Here is a 16,214-nt window from a genome sequence, read left to right as displayed (position 1 = left end):
TCCATCCACAGGTATCCCCACCTGGTATTGGACAGGGGGACCGAGCCTTTCGCATCTGTCGGCAGCACTGGAGCGTTAGGTTCCGACGCTACATATGTGTCCAAGTGCTGCCGCAGCCGCACGAGCATCAATCTTGGGATGCTAAGGGATCTCTGCCCCGCCTCGGTCTTGAGCGTTGTGTACCCACCGGTGTTCGCATTGAGCTGCCGCCGTACATGCAGCGTCGCTCCACCGTCATCGCGCCACTCGATGTCGCGGCGTTGAAGGCCAAGACACTCGCCCCGTCGCAACTGACACCACGCAGCCAGCAAGATGGCAATCGCCCACTTGTCGGGCACTGCTGCGTACAGCGCCTCTACCTGCACCGGTGTTGCGACATCGTCTCCAGAATCATGATCAGCATCGTGGCGCACGGACTTTTGCTTAGGAACCGAGATGTCCGGCACCGAAGAAATGAGGCCTTCGCGCGCAGCCTGCCTCAGGATCATCATGAGGACCACGAGTACGGGCCGAGTGATGCCGTTGAACTTCGACTTGGGGTTCAACGGTGCAGGAATCCGATCGAGCCGATCGGTCATTTTCTTGATTCGCTCAACGTTGATCTCGCGGAGTGGCGTGTCGCCAAACTCAGGGATGAGGTATCCGATGACCTTGCCCTTGTAGGACCGGATCGTGCCAACTGCTCGCTGTTTACCCTGGCGGTTCGGCTCGTCTCTGATCATCTTCAGCCAACGCTGCGAATACTCTTCGAAACCCATCGACCTCGCGGTCTCTGCGGCGACCTCCGCGCGAAGTCTCGCTGCGGTGACTTCTGGCGGCTCCCAAAGACCCCGCGCCATCCGCGTCTGGAGGCTCGCGAGCCACGTCCGGGCGTCAGTCTTGGTCACGAATGTGAGCGGCTTGTCGTCGTCAGTTCTGGCGGTGTAGGTCTTTCCGTCCGGTCCTGGATAACGGACCTGCCACCGGCCGGAAGGGAGTTTCCTCAACCTTCCCCATGCTTCCCGTTTGAGCGTTGCATTCGCTTGTGCGGTGGTGCTCATTATGGCCTCCCGTGGACTGAATTGGACTCCTGCGGGCGGTCATGCCCCTTCGTGCCCCTCTTCACACCCGAGACACAAGTTCCGCGTAGTTCCGCGGCTCCCACGGGTACGCAGTCGCAATGTGGGGCACGTTGGGGCACGACCTGGAGGGCACGTGAACCCGAAAACCAGGTCCGCGAGCACCTCCTCTCCCACTTGGAAGGTAGGCGCGTGCCCCCTACGTGCCCCTCTGAATGGATATTGCTGTTCATTTCTGTCCTCCTTTGTCTTTTGACTGGAGGCACGAAAAACGCCCCGGATCTGCGAAAACTCGCAGATCCGGGGCGCGACCAGGCCTTTTGTAAGACCCTTCAGAACTGAACTTCTAGAAGTCCCAATCGTCGTCTTCCGTAGCCTCGGCCTTGCCGATGACGTAGGAGGAGCCGGAGCCGGAGAAGAAGTCGTGGTTCTCGTCGGCGTTCGGCGAGAGTGCCGACAGGATCGCCGGGTTCACGTTCGTCACGGTCGAGGGGAACATGGCCTCGTAGCCGAGGTTCATGAGCGCCTTGTTCGCGTTGTAGTGCAGGAACTTCTTGACGTCCTCGGTCAGGCCGACGCCGTCGTAGAGGTCCTGCGTGTACTGCACCTCGTTCTCGTAGAGCTCGAACATGAGGTTGAAGGTGTAGTCCTTCAGCTCCGCCTTGCGCTCCTCGGTCTCGTTCTCGAGACCCTTCTGGTACTTGTAGCCGATGTAGTACCCGTGCACGGCCTCATCGCGGATGATGAGGCGGATCAGGTCGGCCGTGTTCGTCAGTTTCGCCTTCGACGACCAGTAGATCGGCAGGTAGAAGCCCGAGTAGAACAGGAAGGACTCCAGCAGGGTGGATGCGACCTTGCGCTTGAGCGGGTCGTCTCCCTGGTAGTAATCCATGATGATCTGCGCCTTCTTCTGAAGGTTCACATTCTCGGTCGACCAGCGGAAGGCCTCGTCGATCTCCTTCGTCGACGCGAGGGTCGAGAAGATCGAGGAGTAGCTCTTGGCGTGAACCGACTCCATGAACGCGATGTTCGTGTAGACGGCTTCCTCGTGCTGCGTGATCGCGTCGGGGATCAGCGAAACGGCGCCGACCGTGCCCTGGATCGTGTCGAGCAGCGTCAGACCGGTGAACACGCGCATCGTGAGCAGCTGCTCCTCGGCGGTGAGCGTGTTCCACGACTGCACGTCGTTCGACAGCGGCACCTTCTCGGGCAGCCAGAAGTTGTTCACCAGACGGTTCCAGACCTCGAGGTCCTTGTCGTCCTCGATGCGGTTCCAGTTGATCGCCTGCACGTGGTCGACCAGCTTGAGAGATTCGGGGGTCATCATTCTTCCTGTCTAAAAATCTCTGATCAGAGGTCAATCACAGCATGCAGCTGACGCACTCGGTCATGTCGGTGCCCTCGAGTGCGAGCTGACGCAGACGGATGTAGTAGATCGTCTTGATGCCCTTGCGCCATGCGTAGATCTGCGCCTTGTTGATGTCGCGGGTCGTGGCGGTGTCCTTGAAGAACAGCGTCAGCGATAGGCCCTGGTCGACGTGCTGCGTGGCGGCGGCATACGTGTCGATGACCTTCTCGTAGCCGATCTCGTACGCGTCCTGGTAGTACTCCAGGTTGTCGTTCGTCATGAACGGCGCCGGGTAGTAGACGCGGCCGAGCTTGCCCTCCTTGCGGATCTCGACCTTCGACGCGATCGGGTGGATCGACGACGTCGAGTTGTTGATGTAGGAGATCGAGCCGGTCGGCGGCACGGCCTGCAGGTTCTGGTTGTAGATGCCGTGCTTCTGGATGCTGTCCTTCAGCTCGACCCAGTCCTGCTGCGTCGGAATGTGGTGGCCGGCGAAGAGCTCGGCGACCTTCTCTGTCGCGGGGGTCCACTCCTGCTCGATGTACTTGTCGAAGAACTCGCCCGAGGCGTAGGTCGAGTCCTCGAAGCCGTCGAACGTCGCACCGCGCTCGATCGAGAGCTTGTTCGAGGCGCGCAGCGCGTGGTAGAGCACCGTGTAGAAGTAGATGTTCGTGAAGTCGATGCCCTCTTCGGACCCGTAGTGCACGTGCTCGCGGGCGAGGTATCCGTGCAGGTTCATCTGACCGAGACCGATGGCGTGCGAGCGGTCGTTGCCGTCCTCGATGGAGCGCACCGAGGAGATGTGGCTCTGGTCGCTGACCGCGGTGAGACCGCGGATCGCCGTCTCGACCGTGGAGCCGAGGTCTGCGCCGTCCATCGCGAGGGCGATGTTCATCGAACCGAGGTTGCAGGAGATGTCCTTGCCGATCACGTCGTACGACAGATCGTCGTTGTACGTCGTGGGCGTGTTGACCTGCAGGATCTCACTGCACAGGTTCGACATGTTGATGCGGCCCTTGATCGGGTTCGCCTTGTTCACCGTGTCCTCGAACATGATGTACGGGTAGCCCGATTCGAACTGGATCTCGGCGATCGTCTGGAAGAACTCGCGCGCGTTGATCTTCGTCTTCTTGATGCGCGGGTCGTCGACCATCTCGCGGTACTTCTCGGTGACGGAGATGTCGCCGAACGGCACGCCGTAGACCTTCTCGACGTCGTACGGCGAGAAGAGGTACATGTCCTCGCCGTTCTTGGCGAGCTCGAAGGTGATGTCGGGGACGACGACGCCCAGCGACAGCGTCTTGATGCGGATCTTCTCGTCGGCGTTCTCGCGCTTGGTGTCGAGGAAGCGCATGATGTCGGGGTGGTGCGCGTTCAGGTAGACCGCTCCCGCGCCCTGGCGTGCACCCAGCTGGTTCGCGTAGCTGAAGCTGTCTTCCAGGAGCTTCATGACCGGGATGATTCCGCTGGACTGGTTCTCGATCTGTTTGATCGGCGCACCCGACTCGCGGATGTTCGACAGCAGCAGTGCCACACCGCCGCCGCGCTTGGAGAGCTGCAGCGAGGAGTTGATGCCGCGGGAGATCGACTCCATGTTGTCTTCGATGCGCAGCAGGAAGCAGCTGACGAGCTCGCCGCGCTGCGCCTTGCCGGCGTTGAGGAAGGTCGGGGTGGCCGGCTGGAAGCGGCCGGAGATGATCTCCTCGACGAGGTCCATCGCGACCTGCTCGTCGCCGTCGGCGAGGCCGAGGGCGGTCATGACGACCCGGTCCTCGAAGCGCTCGAGGTAGCGCTTGCCATCGAAGGTCTTCAGCGTGTAGCTCGTGTAGTACTTGAACGCGCCGAGGAAGGTCTCGAAGCGGAACTTCTTCGAGTAGGCGAAGTCGTTGAGCTTCTGGATGAACTCGTGCGAGTACTTCTCGATGAGCGCGCCCTCGTAGTACTCCTTCTCGACCAGGTAGTCCAGTCGCTCCTTGAGGGAGTGGAAGAAGACCGTGTTCTGGTTGACGTGCTGCAGGAAGTACTCCTGGGCCGCGCGCTTGTCGGCGTCGAACTGGATCTTGCCGTCCGCGTCGTACAGATTCAGCATCGCGTTCAGCGCGTGATAGTCGAGTCCTTCAAACGCAGGGTTGCTCTTGAAAGCCGCCTGCTCGGTCACTGCAGTGCCCACCATCGTTCCAATCCGTCGCTCACGCGATCAACATCGTCTTGTGTGCCGAATACTTCGAGCCGGTACAAGTGCGGCACCTGGCACTTGCGGCTGATGATCTCTCCGGCGAGGCAGAAGGCATCGCCGAAGTTGGTGTTTCCTGCGGAGATGACTCCGCGGATGTTGCGCCTGTTGCGCTCGTCGTTCAGGAAGCGGATCACCTGCTTGGGGACCGCTCCCTTCTCTTCGCCCCGCCCCTGGCCGCCGCCGTAGGTCGGCGTGACCAGCACGAAGGGCTCGTCGATGAGAAGAGGTTCATCGGTCCGATACAGCGGGATGCGCTGCGCCGGCAGACCGAGTTTCTGGATGAAGCGCGCGGTGTTACCGGAGGTGCTGGAGAAAAAGACCAGGAGCGGCGTGGCCGTTGCGACGGTGCTCATGGTTCACCTCAGTCCCTGACATCTCGACAGTTTCCGTGCGCGGGGGCATCACGCCAGGCGCGATGCGAGCTCGCTGATCTTGTCGGGGCGGAAGCCCGACCAGTGGTCCTCATCGGTCACCACGACCGGGGCCTGCATGTAGCCGAGGGCCTTGACCTGCTCGAGCGCTGCGGCGTCTTCGGAGAGGTCGAGGATCTCGTACTCGATGCCCTTCGCATCCAGGGCACGATAGGTCGCGTTGCACTGCACACAGGAAGGCTTGGTGTAGACGGTGATCGACATTTCTTACCCCTCAGAACTCAACTTTCCGGCAGACCCCCCACCGGGACTTCAATACTACATATAGGTACGGACATTGGGTGTGACCACAAGGACTAGTAGTTACATCCGTGTAGTTTTCCACCGCTCTCCACTGTTACAACACAGGTTCTCCACGTTTTCATCCACAGCCCGCGGATCAATTTTCCGACCCCACAAGCGCATGATCTCGCGGTTCTCCGGAGCGGTTCGAGAATCCATCCACAGGAGGCAGGCTACGTCGGGGTTCCGACATGCGTTTTCCTGTGGAGAGAGCCCCCTGGCGTGTCTCGGCGTGTCGCCCTCGTGGCGGCACAACCCTCGCGCGCGAGCGCGAGTAACGTTGTCCCGTGGCGGGTTATCGAGACATCCTTCGCACCCCCGGGGTGGGGCGCATGATCGCGGCGCAGCTGACGGCGCGGTTCCCCAGCGGCATGACCGCACTGGCGATCCTCCTGCACGTGGAGCAGCAGAGCGGCTCCTATGCCGCGGCCGGTCTCGTGCTCGCGGCGACCTCGGTCGGGCAAGCCGTCGCCGGTCCCGTCACGAGCCGATGGATGGGCGTGTGGGGAATGCGCCGTGTGCTCACGCTGACCGCGGCGATCTGCACGCTCGCCCTCCTCTCGCTGGCGATGCTGACGCTGAACCTCGGCGGGTACATGGCCTTCGGCTTCCTGGCGGGGCTCTCCACGCCGCCGATCCAATCGGCCGTGCGCACGATCTATCCGAAGCTCGTCAACTCGTCTCAGCTGACACCCCTGTTCTCCCTCGACGCTTCGTTGCAGGAGATCATCTGGGTCATCGCCCCCGTCGTGATCACCTTCACGTCGATGCAGGTGGGCACCGCCCAGGGGCTCATCCTGGTCGCCACGATCCTCGTGCTCGGCTGCAGCTGGTTCATCCTCTCCCCCGAGGTGGGGCGTGTACGAATCCCTCGCAGCCGCCGCGGCTTCGGCCGTGTTCTGATGAAACCACCCGTGATGTTGGCGACGGTACTGGGCTTCCTCCTGATCGGAGCGTGCTCAGCGGTCGAGGTCGGCGTCGTCGCGACGTTCGATCACGGCAGCATCGAATCCGGCGTGGTGCTGGGGATCATGGCAGCCGGCAGCCTGATCGGCGGGCTCTCCTTCGGTCACATCCCCATCGGACCGTGGGCCCTCGCCCGCCGCATGGTGATCGTGACGATCGGCCTCTCCCTGACGCTCGTCCTGCTGAACGCCTACTGGCTCGCCGCGATGCTCTTCATCGCGGGTCTCGGCATCGCCCCGGCCCTCGCGGTGCTGTTCGCGATCACGACGGCGAGTGTGAAGTTCAGCGAAACGGCCGAGGCATTCGGCTGGGCCGGCACAGGTCAGCTCATCGGTGCGGCGGCCGGGTCTGCGATCGCCGGTTTCCTCATCGATGGCACCGGTGGAGCTCACGGCGCCTATCTCGCCGCGGCGCTGTTCGCTATCGTCGGGGTCATCGTCGCTATGGTCTTCGTCCGGGCCCTCCCGGATCTGCGTCATCGCGACCCCAGCCCCGCCCCCGATACAGAACCGGTGAGCATCCCCTCATGAGCGCCCCCTCCGCACCCGAAGTCGTGTGCGTCGGTGAGAGCATGGCTCTCATCACCCCGATCGCCGACCCGCTGGTCCGGGCCGGGGCCGCGACGATCGGATTGGCCGGGGCGGAGTCCAATGTCGCGGCGGGGCTCGCCGCCGCGGGCCGCCGCGTCGCCTGGGCATCGCGTCTCGGTGCGGACCCCTTCGGCGAGCGCATCATCGCGGAATTGGAGGGGCGCGGCGTGGACCTGTGGGTCGAGCAGGATGCCACGGCCCCGACGGGCGTCATGTTCAAGGATCCCGGAGCCGAGGGCTCTCTGTCCTACTACTACCGTCGAGGGTCGGCGGCCTCGCAGATGACGGCGGGTGCGCTCGGCGCCGATCGTCTGCGGGGTGTGCGCATCGTGCACACGACGGGCATCACTCCGGCGCTGTCCGATTCCTGCCGGGACATGGTCGAGCACCTGTTCACGGATGCGCACGATGCGGGGGCGCTGGTCTCCTTCGACGTCAACGACCGCCGCGCCCTGTGGCCGGAGGCTGAAGCATCCGAGACTCTTGCGCACTTCGCCCGCTCCGCCGATATCGTCTTCGTCGGCCGGGATGAGGCGGAGCGCATCTGGGGGACGACGACAGCCGCCGACATCCGCGCGTTCCTCCCCGAGTGTCCGATCCTCGTCGTCAAGGACGGCGATGTCGGGGCAACCGCCTTCGTCGGCGATGCGGCCCCGGTCTTCGTCCCTGCCCCGGTCGTCGACGTCGTCGAACCGATCGGCGCGGGCGACGCCTTCGCCGCCGGGTTCCTGGCGGCGACGCTCGCGGAAGCGCCGATCGCCGAACGACTCGAAGCGGGACACCGCGCCGCCGCCCGCGTGCTCGCCGTCGCGGCAGACATGCCGCCGCTGGTCTGAGTCTGCGACCTCCTCCTTCCTAAGCTGTGCACATGCCCTCCTCGGTACAGCTGCCCCGTCTCCGCTGGGGCGATGCCCTCGCTCCCCGCACCGCGCTGCTCGTTCACGGGCTCGGTTCCTCCGGTGCCCTGATGTGGCGGCTGGGCGAGGCGATGGCGGATGCCGGGTGGCACGCCGTCGCGATCGATCTGCGCGGCCATGGCGCAGCTCCCCGCACCCAGGACTATTCGATCGCCGCCTACGCCGCCGATCTCCGCGGCACTCGCCCCGACCGCGGGGCCTCGTGGGACGCCGTCATCGGACATTCGCTCGGCGGAGCCTCGGCAACGGTCGCCGCGGCATCCGATCCCGAGTGGACGAAGAAGCTCGTCCTCATCGACCCGGCCATCTTCGTCGCAGGACGCGACAGCTCGATCATCCGACGCAGCCAGGAGCGGGCCTTCGCCGACAACCGCATCGAACTCGTGCGCGAGGAGCACCCGCACTGGCACCCGCAGGATCACGAGTTGAAGATCGACGCCGTGGCGCGCACGAGCCGCTGGGCCGTAGAGCAAACGAGCGCGCAGAACGCCCCCTGGGATGTGCGCACGGAGGCTGCGCGACTGGCGATTCCGACGCACATCATCGGCGCCGATCCCGACGTCTACAGTCTGTTCACCGGCGACACGGCGCAGCAGGTTCTCGACACGAACCCCCTCATCACCATGTCGGTTGTCGCCGATGCCGGGCACTCCCCGCACCGCGATCGGCCCGAAGAAACCATCCGTCAACTCGGAAAGGCCCTCTCGTGACCTTCGACTCCTCGGTGTTCCTGCCCGATGATCTGCTCGCACGCATCCGCGAGCGCGCACCGATCCACGACCGCGAGAACACCTTCCCCCAGCAGGACCTCGATGAATTGCGGGAGGCCGGGTATCTCAGCATCCTCGTGCCCACCGAGCGCGGCGGCGCGGGCCTCGGACTCGAGCAGGCGGCGGTGCTTCAGCAGCGTCTGGCGACGGCGTCCCCCGCCACCGCCCTCGCGATCAACATGCACCTCGTCTGGACCGGCGTCGCGAAGGTCTTCAGCGATCGCGGCGTCCCAGGACTCGAGTTCGTGCAGGACGGCGCCGTCGCCGGCGACGTCTTCGCCTTCGGGATCAGCGAGGGCGGCAACGACCTCGTGCTCTTCGGCAGTGATACGGATGCCGTGCCCGCCGCCGATGGCGGTTATGCGTTCACCGGCACGAAGATCTTCACCTCGCTCGCGCCGGTGTGGACGAAGCTGGGGCTGCACGGCCTCGACACCACCTCGCCGGATGCCCCGAAACTGGTCTTCGCCTTCGTGGAGCGGACGGATGCCGTGATCACGAGCGACGACTGGGACACCCTCGGTATGCGGGGAACGCAGAGCCGCACGACGCGTCTCGACGGTGCCGTCGCCGCAGCGGAGCACGTCGTGCGCCGGATCGATCCGGGCCCCTCCCCCGACCCGATCATCTTCGGGATCTTCAGCGTTTTCGAGCTGCTGCTGGCTTCCGTCTACACCGGCATCGCCCGCCGTGCGCTCGATCTCGCGACCTCGACCGTCACGAAGCGCACGTCGAAGAAGACGGGGCGCTCCTACGCGCAGGATCCCGACATCCGCTGGCGCATCGCCGACATGGGCCTCGCCTATGACGCCCTGCCTCCGCAGATCGCTGCCCTCGCCCGCGACGTCGACGCCCGCGCCGACCACGGCGCTCGCTGGTTCACGCTGCTGTCGGGCACGAAGCACCGCGCGGTCACGATGGCGAAGCACGTCGTCGACCAGGCCGTCCTCGCGTGCGGCGGCGGATCGTACTTCTCCTCCAACGAGCTCTCGCGCCTCTACCGCGACGTTCTGGCGGGGATGTTCCACCCGTCCGATCCCGAGTCCGCGCACGCCGCGGCGGCTGCCGCACTGCTGGGACCGGTCGAGGGCTGAGGCGCTACTTCTTCTCGACGTCGAAGGCCTTGAGCAGTTCTTCGACCGCCTGATCGCGCTGCTCTCCACCGTGCTCGATCATGTGGGTGATGTGCGTGCGCAGGTGGTTCTCGAGCAGCAGCCGGTCGAGGGAGGCGAGCGAGCGCTGGATGGCCCGGGACTGCGTGATGATGTCCATGCAGTACTCCTCGCTCTCGATCATCCGCGCGATGCCCCGCAGCTGTCCTTCGAGGATGCTGGTGCGGTGCAGAGCACGCTTCTTGATGTCTTCGAGCATGATCCGAGGCTACCGCGGGTGCCCGTGCGAGGATGGCCCCATGCCGCGCACACCGATGGCTCTGCTCTCCCCCGCCGATCAGTCGCGCCTGCGCGCGCTGCGCACGATGAAGGCGATCGCGCTGGGCGCGCTGGTCCTGATGGCGATCGTGTTCGTCATCGCGTTCGCCCTGCAGGGCAGGTATCCGGGGCTCGGGTATGTGCGGGCCGCTGCGGAGGGCGGCATGGTCGGTGCTCTCGCGGACTGGTTCGCGGTCACCGCGCTGTTCCGACGCCCGCTGGGGCTGCCGATCCCGCATACGGCGATCATCCCGAACCGCAAGGATGAGATCGGCCGCAGCCTCGGCGAGTTCGTCGAGACGAACTTCCTCGCCTCCGATGTCGTACGCACAAAGCTCTCCTCGACCGCGATCGCAGAACGCGCCGGTGAGTGGCTGCAGCAGCCAGCCCATGCCGAGCGGGTCGCCGCCGAGGGCGCGACGATCGCGACCGCGGTGCTGAACGCCCTCAGCGACGACGATGTGCGCGATCTGATCAGCGACCTCGCCCGCGAGCACCTCGTCGATCCGGAATGGGGTCCGCCCGCCGGCGCCTGGCTCGCACGGATCGTCGAGGCGGACGCCCATCACTGCGCCGTCGACCTCGCCGTCGACAACATCGCCACCTGGCTCGACGCCAACGGCGAGGCGTTCGCCGGGCTCGTCTCGCGGCGTCTGCCGTCGTGGGTGCCGCGGCTCGCGCATCGCCTCGTCGATGACACGGTCTACCACGAGGCGGTCAAATTCGCCCGCGCCGTTCAGGCCGACCCGCAGCATCCGGCCCGCATCGCGATCGACGGCTACCTCGCCCGCCTGGCCGATAACCTGCAGAACGACCCGGCCACCCGCGCGAAGCTCGAGAATGCGAAGTCGGGCCTGTTCGACAGCCCGCGCGTCGCGAGCCTCGCCGCGGATGCCTGGAACACGGCGAAGAACGGACTCATCGTCTCCCTCGCAGATCCTGCGAGCGGTCTGAGGGTGCGGGCCGTGCAGGCGCTGATCGAAGTGGGCGAGCGGCTGACGACGGATGCTTCGCTGCAGAACCGTGTCGACACGTGGGTGTCGGATGCCGCGGTGTTCGTCGTCGACCGCTACCGCCACGACATCGCCTCGATCATCACCGACACCGTCGAGCGGTGGGATCCGGCCGAGACGACCGAGAAGATCGAGCTGATGGTCGGGCGCGACCTGCAGTACATCCGCCTGAACGGCACCGTGGTCGGGGGCCTCGCCGGGCTCGCGATCTTCACCCTCGCCCACGCGCTGATCCCGGGAGTGTGACGTGGGCCTCTCGCACGATGATCTGTGGCCGCGTGCGGGGGCGTGGCCCGCGTTCGATGGCGAGGCGGATGCGGTGCTGCTCGGGGTGCCGACCTGGCGAACCTCGCTCTCCCCGACCGGTGCAGCTGAAACGCCTGCCGCCGTGCGGGCGGCGCTGAGGCGATACAGCGCCGCGATGATGGGGCCGCAGGCGATGGATCTCGACGAGATGCTGCGCATCACGGATGCCGGCGACATCGTCGACCCGGACGGCGATGCCGGCCACGCCGCGGTCATCGCACGGGTGCGGGAATGCCTGCCGGCTTTCGTGATCGCCCTCGGAGGCGACAACTCTCTGACCTATCCGGTCGCGCTCGGCGCGGCCGCGACCGGGCTCATCACCTTCGACGCGCACTTCGACCTGCGCGATGGCGTCTCCAACGGTTCACCCGTGCGCCGGTTGATCGAGGATGCCCCGGCCGGGGCATCCGGGACGACGCCCATCGATCCTTCGCGGATCGTGCAGATCGGGATCGCCGACTTCGCGAACTCCGCAGCCTACGCGCGACGGGCGGCCGCGCTGGGCATCCGGGTGATCACGCTCGATGAGGTGCGTCAGCGCGGAGTCGCGGATGCTGTTGCTGAGGCGTTGGAGATCGCGGGGTATGGGCCCGCCGCACGCATCCATCTCGACATCGATGTCGACGTCTGCGACCGGTCCGTCGCCCCGGGATGCCCGGCGAGCGTTCCCGGCGGGCTGGCCGCCCACGAGCTGCGTGCGCTGACGCGCGCCGTGGCGACGGATGCCCGGGTCATCAGCGCCGACATCGCCGAGGTCGATGCCACAGCGGATGCCGATGACGAGCGCACCGTCCGGCTCGCCGCCCTGTGCGTGCTGGAGCTGCTCGCTGGTCTCGCCACCCGCGGCTGATCACGCGCGGCTCGCGATGAGCACCCCGTCCTTCCAGACGCTGTGCACGAGCGGAACGCCGGGCCGGTAAGACAGGTGCACGTGGCTCGGTGCATCGAGCAGGACGAGATCCGCGCGCGCTCCGGCCGCGATCACGCCGATGTCGTCCCGGCGCAGCGCCCGCGCCCCACCGGCCGTCGCCGCCCGCAGCGCCTCGGCGGGCGTCATGCCCATCTCGCGCACCGCGAGAGCGATGCAGAACGGCATCGACGAGGTGAAGCTCGAACCGGGATTCGTGTCGCAGGCGATCGCCACGGTGACGCCGGCGTCGATCAGACGGCGGGCATCCGGATACGGCTGCCGCGTCGAGAACTCCACCCCCGGCAGTAGCGTCAGCACCGTGTCGGATGCCGCGAGCGCCGCCACGTCCGCATCGCTCAGATACGTCCCGTGATCGAGGGATGCCGCGCCGAGCTCGACCGCGAGCCGCACACCCTCCCCCGGGCCGAGCTGACCGGCGTGGATCCGCGGCATGAGACCCCGCGTGATCCCCGCCTCAAGCACCCGGCGCGACTGCTCCACGGTGAACGCGCCTTCCTCGCAGAACACATCGATCCACCGCGCATCCGCCGCGCACGCGTCGAGCATCGGGCCGATAACGAGATCGACGTAGGCATCCGGAGCATCCGCGAACTCCGTCGGCACCACATGCGCGCCGAGGAATGTGACCTCGCCGGTGACCTCGGCGGCCAGGCGTACCAGCCGCCTCTCGGTGTCAACGTCGAGCCCGTAGCCGCTCTTGATCTCGACCGTCGTCGTGCCCTGGGCCTGCATTTCGGCGATGAACCCCGCCAGACGCTCGCGGAGGGCGGCATCCGTCGCCGCCCGCGTCGCGGCGACCGTCGAGCGGATGCCGCCGGCGGCATACCTCTCCCCTGCCATCCGCGCTTCGAACTCGGCCGCGCGGTCGCCCGCGAAGACGAGGTGGCTGTGGCTGTCGACGAAACCGGGGATCAGGGCGCGGCCGGCGGCGTCGATGATGGTGGGGACGGGCGAGGCATCGGCGGACGGGCCGACCCACGCGATCCTGCCGCCCTCGATGAGCACGGCGGCATCGTCCAGGATGCCCGCATCGGTGCAGGTGCTCAGCTCACCGATCCCGGTGATCAGCGTGCTCATGGCATCGGCACCTTCAGACCCCGCTCGCGCGCGACCTCGCGGGCCCGCTCGTATCCCGCGTCGACGTGGCGCATGACGCCGGTGCCCGGATCGTTCACGAGCACCCGTGCGAGCTTCTCCGCGGCGAGCGCCGTGCCGTCGGCGACGGTGACCTGCCCGGCGTGGATGCTGCGCCCGATCCCGACCCCGCCGCCGTGATGCAGCGACACCCACGACGCCCCGGAGGCCGTGTTCAGCAGCGCGTTCAGCAGCGGCCAGTCGGCGATGGCATCCGATCCGTCGGCCATCGCTTCGGTCTCCCGATATGGCGACGCGACCGACCCGGCATCCAAATGGTCGCGCCCGATGACGATCGGAGCCGATACCTCCCCCGACGCGACCATCTCGTTGAACTTCAGCCCCGCGAGATGGCGCTCCTGGTAGCCGAGCCAGCAGATGCGCGCCGGCAGCCCCTCGAACTGCACCTTCTCGGCTGCCTGGTCGAGCCAGCGATGCAGCGCCCGATCCTCGGGGAACAGCTCCTTGACCGCACGATCGGTCGCGGCGATGTCCGCCGGATCCCCCGACAGCGCCACCCACCGGAACGGCCCCTTGCCCTCGGCGAACAGCGGCCGGATGTACGCCGGCACGAACCCGGGGAAATCGAACGCCCGCGCGCATCCGCCGAGCTCGGCCTCGCGCCGGAGCGAGTTGCCGTAGTCGAACACCGCGGCCCCGGCATCCTGGAACCCCACCATCGCGGCCACGTGCGCGGCCATCGACTCCCGCGCCCGGCGGGTGAACTCGTCCGGGTCGCGCTCGGCGGCGGCCTTCCAGCCGGCCACGCCGATGCCCTGCGGCAGGTATGCGAGCGGGTCGTGCGCACTGGTCTGGTCGGTGACGATGTCGATCGGGATGCCGCGGCGCAGCAGCTCGGGGAAGACATCCGCCGCGTTGCCCACGAGCCCCACGGACCGCGCCGTCCCGGCATCCTTCGCCGCGATCACCCGTGCGACGGCCTCGTCAAGATCCGCCGTCATCTCATCGAGGTAGCCGTGCGCGACCCGGCGCGCGAGACGCGTCTCGTCGACGTCGACGACGATCACCGCCCCGCCGTTCATCGTCACCGCGAGGGGCTGCGCGCCACCCATGCCGCCGCATCCGCCCGTCAGGGTGAGCGTTCCGGCCAACGTTTCCCTGCCCAGCGACCGGGCCACCGCGGCGAACGTCTCGTAGGTGCCCTGCAGGATGCCCTGCGTGCCGATGTAGATCCACGACCCGGCCGTCATCTGCCCGTACATCGTCAGCCCGAGCGCCTCGAGCCGGCGGAACTCCGGCCACGTCGCCCAGTCGCCGACGAGGTTCGAGTTCGCGATGAGCACCCGCGGCGCCCACTCGTGCGTGCGGAACACCCCGACGGGCCTGCCCGATTGCACGAGCAGCGTCTCATCGGGTTCGAGCTCGTCAAGTGCGTGCACGATCGCGTCGTACGCCGCCCAGCTGCGCGCGGCGCGACCGGTTCCGCCGTAGACGACGAGATCCTCCGGATGCTCGGCGACCTCGGGATCGAGATTGTTCATCAGCATCCGCTTGGCGGCCTCCGCACCCCAGCTGCGCGCCGTGCGCTCGGCGCCGCGGGCGGCCCGGATGCCGTGACGGATCTCGGACGGTGATTCAGACATCGGCGCTCTCCTCGGCGATGCGGGCGATCTCGCCCGAGCGGACCAGGACAGTCACGGCCTCGATCTCGGGCGACAGGAACCGGTCGGGCCCGGGCGGGCCCGCCACGGTGCGCACGAGATCGCGCACCGCACCGGTCGCCGGCCCCGGCTGCAGCGGCGCGCGCAGATCGAGGGCCCGAGCCGCGGTGATGAGCTCGATCGCGAGCACGCGCGCGAGCCCGTCGATCGCCCGGCGAAGCTTACGCGCCGCCGCCCATCCCATCGAGACGTGATCCTCCTGCATGGCCGATGACGGGATGGAGTCGACAGATGCCGGCACCGCCAGCCTCTTCAACTCCGACACGATGCCCGCGGCAGAGTACTGAGCGATCATGAGCCCCGAGTCCACACCCACCTCATCGGCCAGGAACGGCGGAAGGCCCCGGTTGCGGGCAGGGTCCAACGCCCGATCGGTGCGCCGCTCCGAGACCGAAGCGACGTCGGCGGTCGAGATCGCGAGGAAGTCGAGCACTGCCGCCACCGGCGCCCCGTGGAAATTGCCGTTCGACTCGATGCGTCCGTCGACTGTCACGACGGGGTTATCGATCACGCTGGCCAGCTCGCGCGCCGCCACTGCGGAGGCGTGCGCGATCGTGTCGCGCGCGGCGCCGTGCACCTGCGGCGCGCACCGCAGAGAATAGGCGTCCTGCACCCGACCGTCCTCCGGACCCCGGTGACTGGCGATCATCGGGGACCCGGCGAGGAACGCGCGCATGTGCGCGGCGGATGCGGTCTGCCCGAGCTGCGGGCGCAGCGCCATGAGGTCGGCGGCGAACACGGCATCCGTGCCGAGCTGGCTCTCCACCGACATCGCCGCGCCAATATCTGCGGCGGTCAGCAGGTTCTCGAGGTCGTGCAGGGCGAGCACGAGCATCCCGAGCATGCCGTCGGTGCCGTTGATGAGGGCGAGGCCCTCCTTCTCCTCGAGCAAGAGCGGGGCGATGCCGGCCTCGGCGAAGGCGACGGATGCCGGCACCACGGCATCGGATGCGACACGAACATCCCCCTCCCCCAGCGCGGCGAGCGCGACGTGGGCGAGGGGCGCGAGGTCTCCGGAGCATCCGAGCGAACCGTACTCGCGCACGATCGGCGTGATGCGCGCATTCAGCATGGCCGCGTACGTCTGCGCGACGACCGGGCGCACCCCGGTGCGACCGGT

15 protein-coding genes are annotated in these 16,214 nt (G+C 66.9%); 6 read left to right on the top strand and 9 right to left on the bottom strand.

What is annotated here, in order from left to right; all coding sequences use genetic code 11:
- From Q0Z66_RS09975 to nrdH, 5 genes are all read right to left on the bottom strand, one after another.
- Nucleotides 1–1,040, bottom strand: a 1,040-nt coding sequence (locus Q0Z66_RS09975; protein ID WP_298040684.1) for a site-specific integrase, incomplete at its 3' end; no start/stop codon positions are given.
- 364 nt (nucleotides 1,041–1,404) lie between these two features.
- Nucleotides 1,405–2,382: a class 1b ribonucleoside-diphosphate reductase subunit beta gene (gene nrdF, locus Q0Z66_RS09970; RefSeq protein WP_298040682.1), complete on the bottom strand. Its 978-nt coding sequence runs from the start codon at nucleotides 2,380–2,382 to the stop codon at nucleotides 1,405–1,407.
- A gap of 37 nt (nucleotides 2,383–2,419) precedes the next feature.
- On the bottom strand, nucleotides 2,420–4,579 hold the full coding sequence (gene nrdE / locus Q0Z66_RS09965; RefSeq protein ID WP_298040680.1) for a class 1b ribonucleoside-diphosphate reductase subunit alpha: 2,160 nt from the start codon (nucleotides 4,577–4,579) through the stop codon (nucleotides 2,420–2,422).
- Nucleotides 4,561–4,995: a class Ib ribonucleoside-diphosphate reductase assembly flavoprotein NrdI gene (nrdI, locus tag Q0Z66_RS09960; protein WP_298040678.1), complete on the bottom strand. Its 435-nt coding sequence runs from the start codon at nucleotides 4,993–4,995 to the stop codon at nucleotides 4,561–4,563. The genes nrdE and nrdI overlap by 19 nt, the downstream gene beginning before the upstream one ends.
- Nucleotides 4,996–5,043: 48 nt before the next feature.
- Nucleotides 5,044–5,277: a glutaredoxin-like protein NrdH gene (nrdH, locus tag Q0Z66_RS09955; protein WP_298040676.1), complete on the bottom strand. Its 234-nt coding sequence runs from the start codon at nucleotides 5,275–5,277 to the stop codon at nucleotides 5,044–5,046.
- Nucleotides 5,278–5,642: 365 nt separating this feature from the next.
- On the opposite strand from nrdH, the gene Q0Z66_RS09950 reads away from it, so the two are divergent.
- The 4 genes from Q0Z66_RS09950 to Q0Z66_RS09935 are packed head-to-tail and all read left to right on the top strand — an operon-like array spanning nucleotide 5,643 to nucleotide 9,692.
- On the top strand, nucleotides 5,643–6,851 hold the full coding sequence (locus Q0Z66_RS09950; RefSeq protein WP_298040674.1) for an MFS transporter: 1,209 nt from the start codon (nucleotides 5,643–5,645) through the stop codon (nucleotides 6,849–6,851).
- Nucleotides 6,848–7,747 carry a sugar kinase gene (locus Q0Z66_RS09945; protein ID WP_298040672.1) on the top strand — a complete coding sequence of 300 codons (900 nt, stop codon included), beginning with the start codon at nucleotides 6,848–6,850 and terminating at the stop codon, nucleotides 7,745–7,747. Before Q0Z66_RS09950 ends, Q0Z66_RS09945 begins: the two co-directional genes overlap by 4 nt.
- Nucleotides 7,748–7,779: 32 nt before the next feature.
- Nucleotides 7,780–8,538 carry an alpha/beta hydrolase gene (locus tag Q0Z66_RS09940; RefSeq protein ID WP_298040670.1) on the top strand — a complete coding sequence of 253 codons (759 nt, stop codon included), beginning with the start codon at nucleotides 7,780–7,782 and terminating at the stop codon, nucleotides 8,536–8,538.
- The gene (locus Q0Z66_RS09935) at nucleotides 8,535–9,692 is read left to right on the top strand and encodes an acyl-CoA dehydrogenase family protein (protein WP_298040668.1); all 1,158 of its coding nucleotides are present in this window, start codon (nucleotides 8,535–8,537) and stop codon (nucleotides 9,690–9,692) included. The genes Q0Z66_RS09940 and Q0Z66_RS09935 overlap by 4 nt, the downstream gene beginning before the upstream one ends.
- Before the next feature lie 4 nt (nucleotides 9,693–9,696).
- Here the strand turns inward: Q0Z66_RS09935 and Q0Z66_RS09930 are convergent, their stop codons facing one another.
- The gene (locus Q0Z66_RS09930) at nucleotides 9,697–9,969 is read right to left on the bottom strand and encodes a metal-sensitive transcriptional regulator (protein WP_298040666.1); all 273 of its coding nucleotides are present in this window, start codon (nucleotides 9,967–9,969) and stop codon (nucleotides 9,697–9,699) included.
- A 40-nt stretch (nucleotides 9,970–10,009) separates the two neighbouring features.
- On the opposite strand from Q0Z66_RS09930, the gene Q0Z66_RS09925 reads away from it, so the two are divergent.
- Together Q0Z66_RS09925 and Q0Z66_RS09920 are read left to right on the top strand one after the other, a co-directional pair.
- On the top strand, nucleotides 10,010–11,287 hold the full coding sequence (locus Q0Z66_RS09925; protein WP_298040664.1) for a DUF445 domain-containing protein: 1,278 nt from the start codon (nucleotides 10,010–10,012) through the stop codon (nucleotides 11,285–11,287).
- Between the two features lies 1 nt (nucleotide 11,288).
- Entirely contained in the window at nucleotides 11,289–12,197 is a 909-nt protein-coding gene (locus Q0Z66_RS09920; protein WP_298040662.1) for an arginase family protein, read from the top strand.
- Here the strand turns inward: Q0Z66_RS09920 and hutI are convergent, their stop codons facing one another.
- The 3 genes from hutI to Q0Z66_RS09905 form a co-directional block, all read right to left on the bottom strand.
- A complete protein-coding gene (hutI, locus tag Q0Z66_RS09915; RefSeq protein ID WP_298040660.1) occupies nucleotides 12,198–13,355 on the bottom strand; it encodes an imidazolonepropionase in 1,158 nt (385 codons plus the stop codon). It lies immediately after the preceding gene.
- Complete coding sequence (gene hutU / locus Q0Z66_RS09910; RefSeq protein ID WP_298040659.1) at nucleotides 13,352–15,016, bottom strand: urocanate hydratase; 1,665 nt, start codon at nucleotides 15,014–15,016, stop codon at nucleotides 13,352–13,354. Before hutU ends, hutI begins: the two co-directional genes overlap by 4 nt.
- The coding region (locus Q0Z66_RS09905) for a histidine ammonia-lyase (protein ID WP_298040657.1) at nucleotides 15,009–16,214 on the bottom strand (1,206 nt) is incomplete at its 5' end. The genes Q0Z66_RS09905 and hutU, both read right to left, overlap by 8 nt.

The sequence above is a fragment of the uncultured Microbacterium sp. genome (assembly GCF_947632095.1).
Lineage (GTDB): Bacteria > Actinomycetota > Actinomycetes > Actinomycetales > Microbacteriaceae > Microbacterium.
This window is presented reverse-complemented; position numbering and strand designations above follow the sequence as displayed.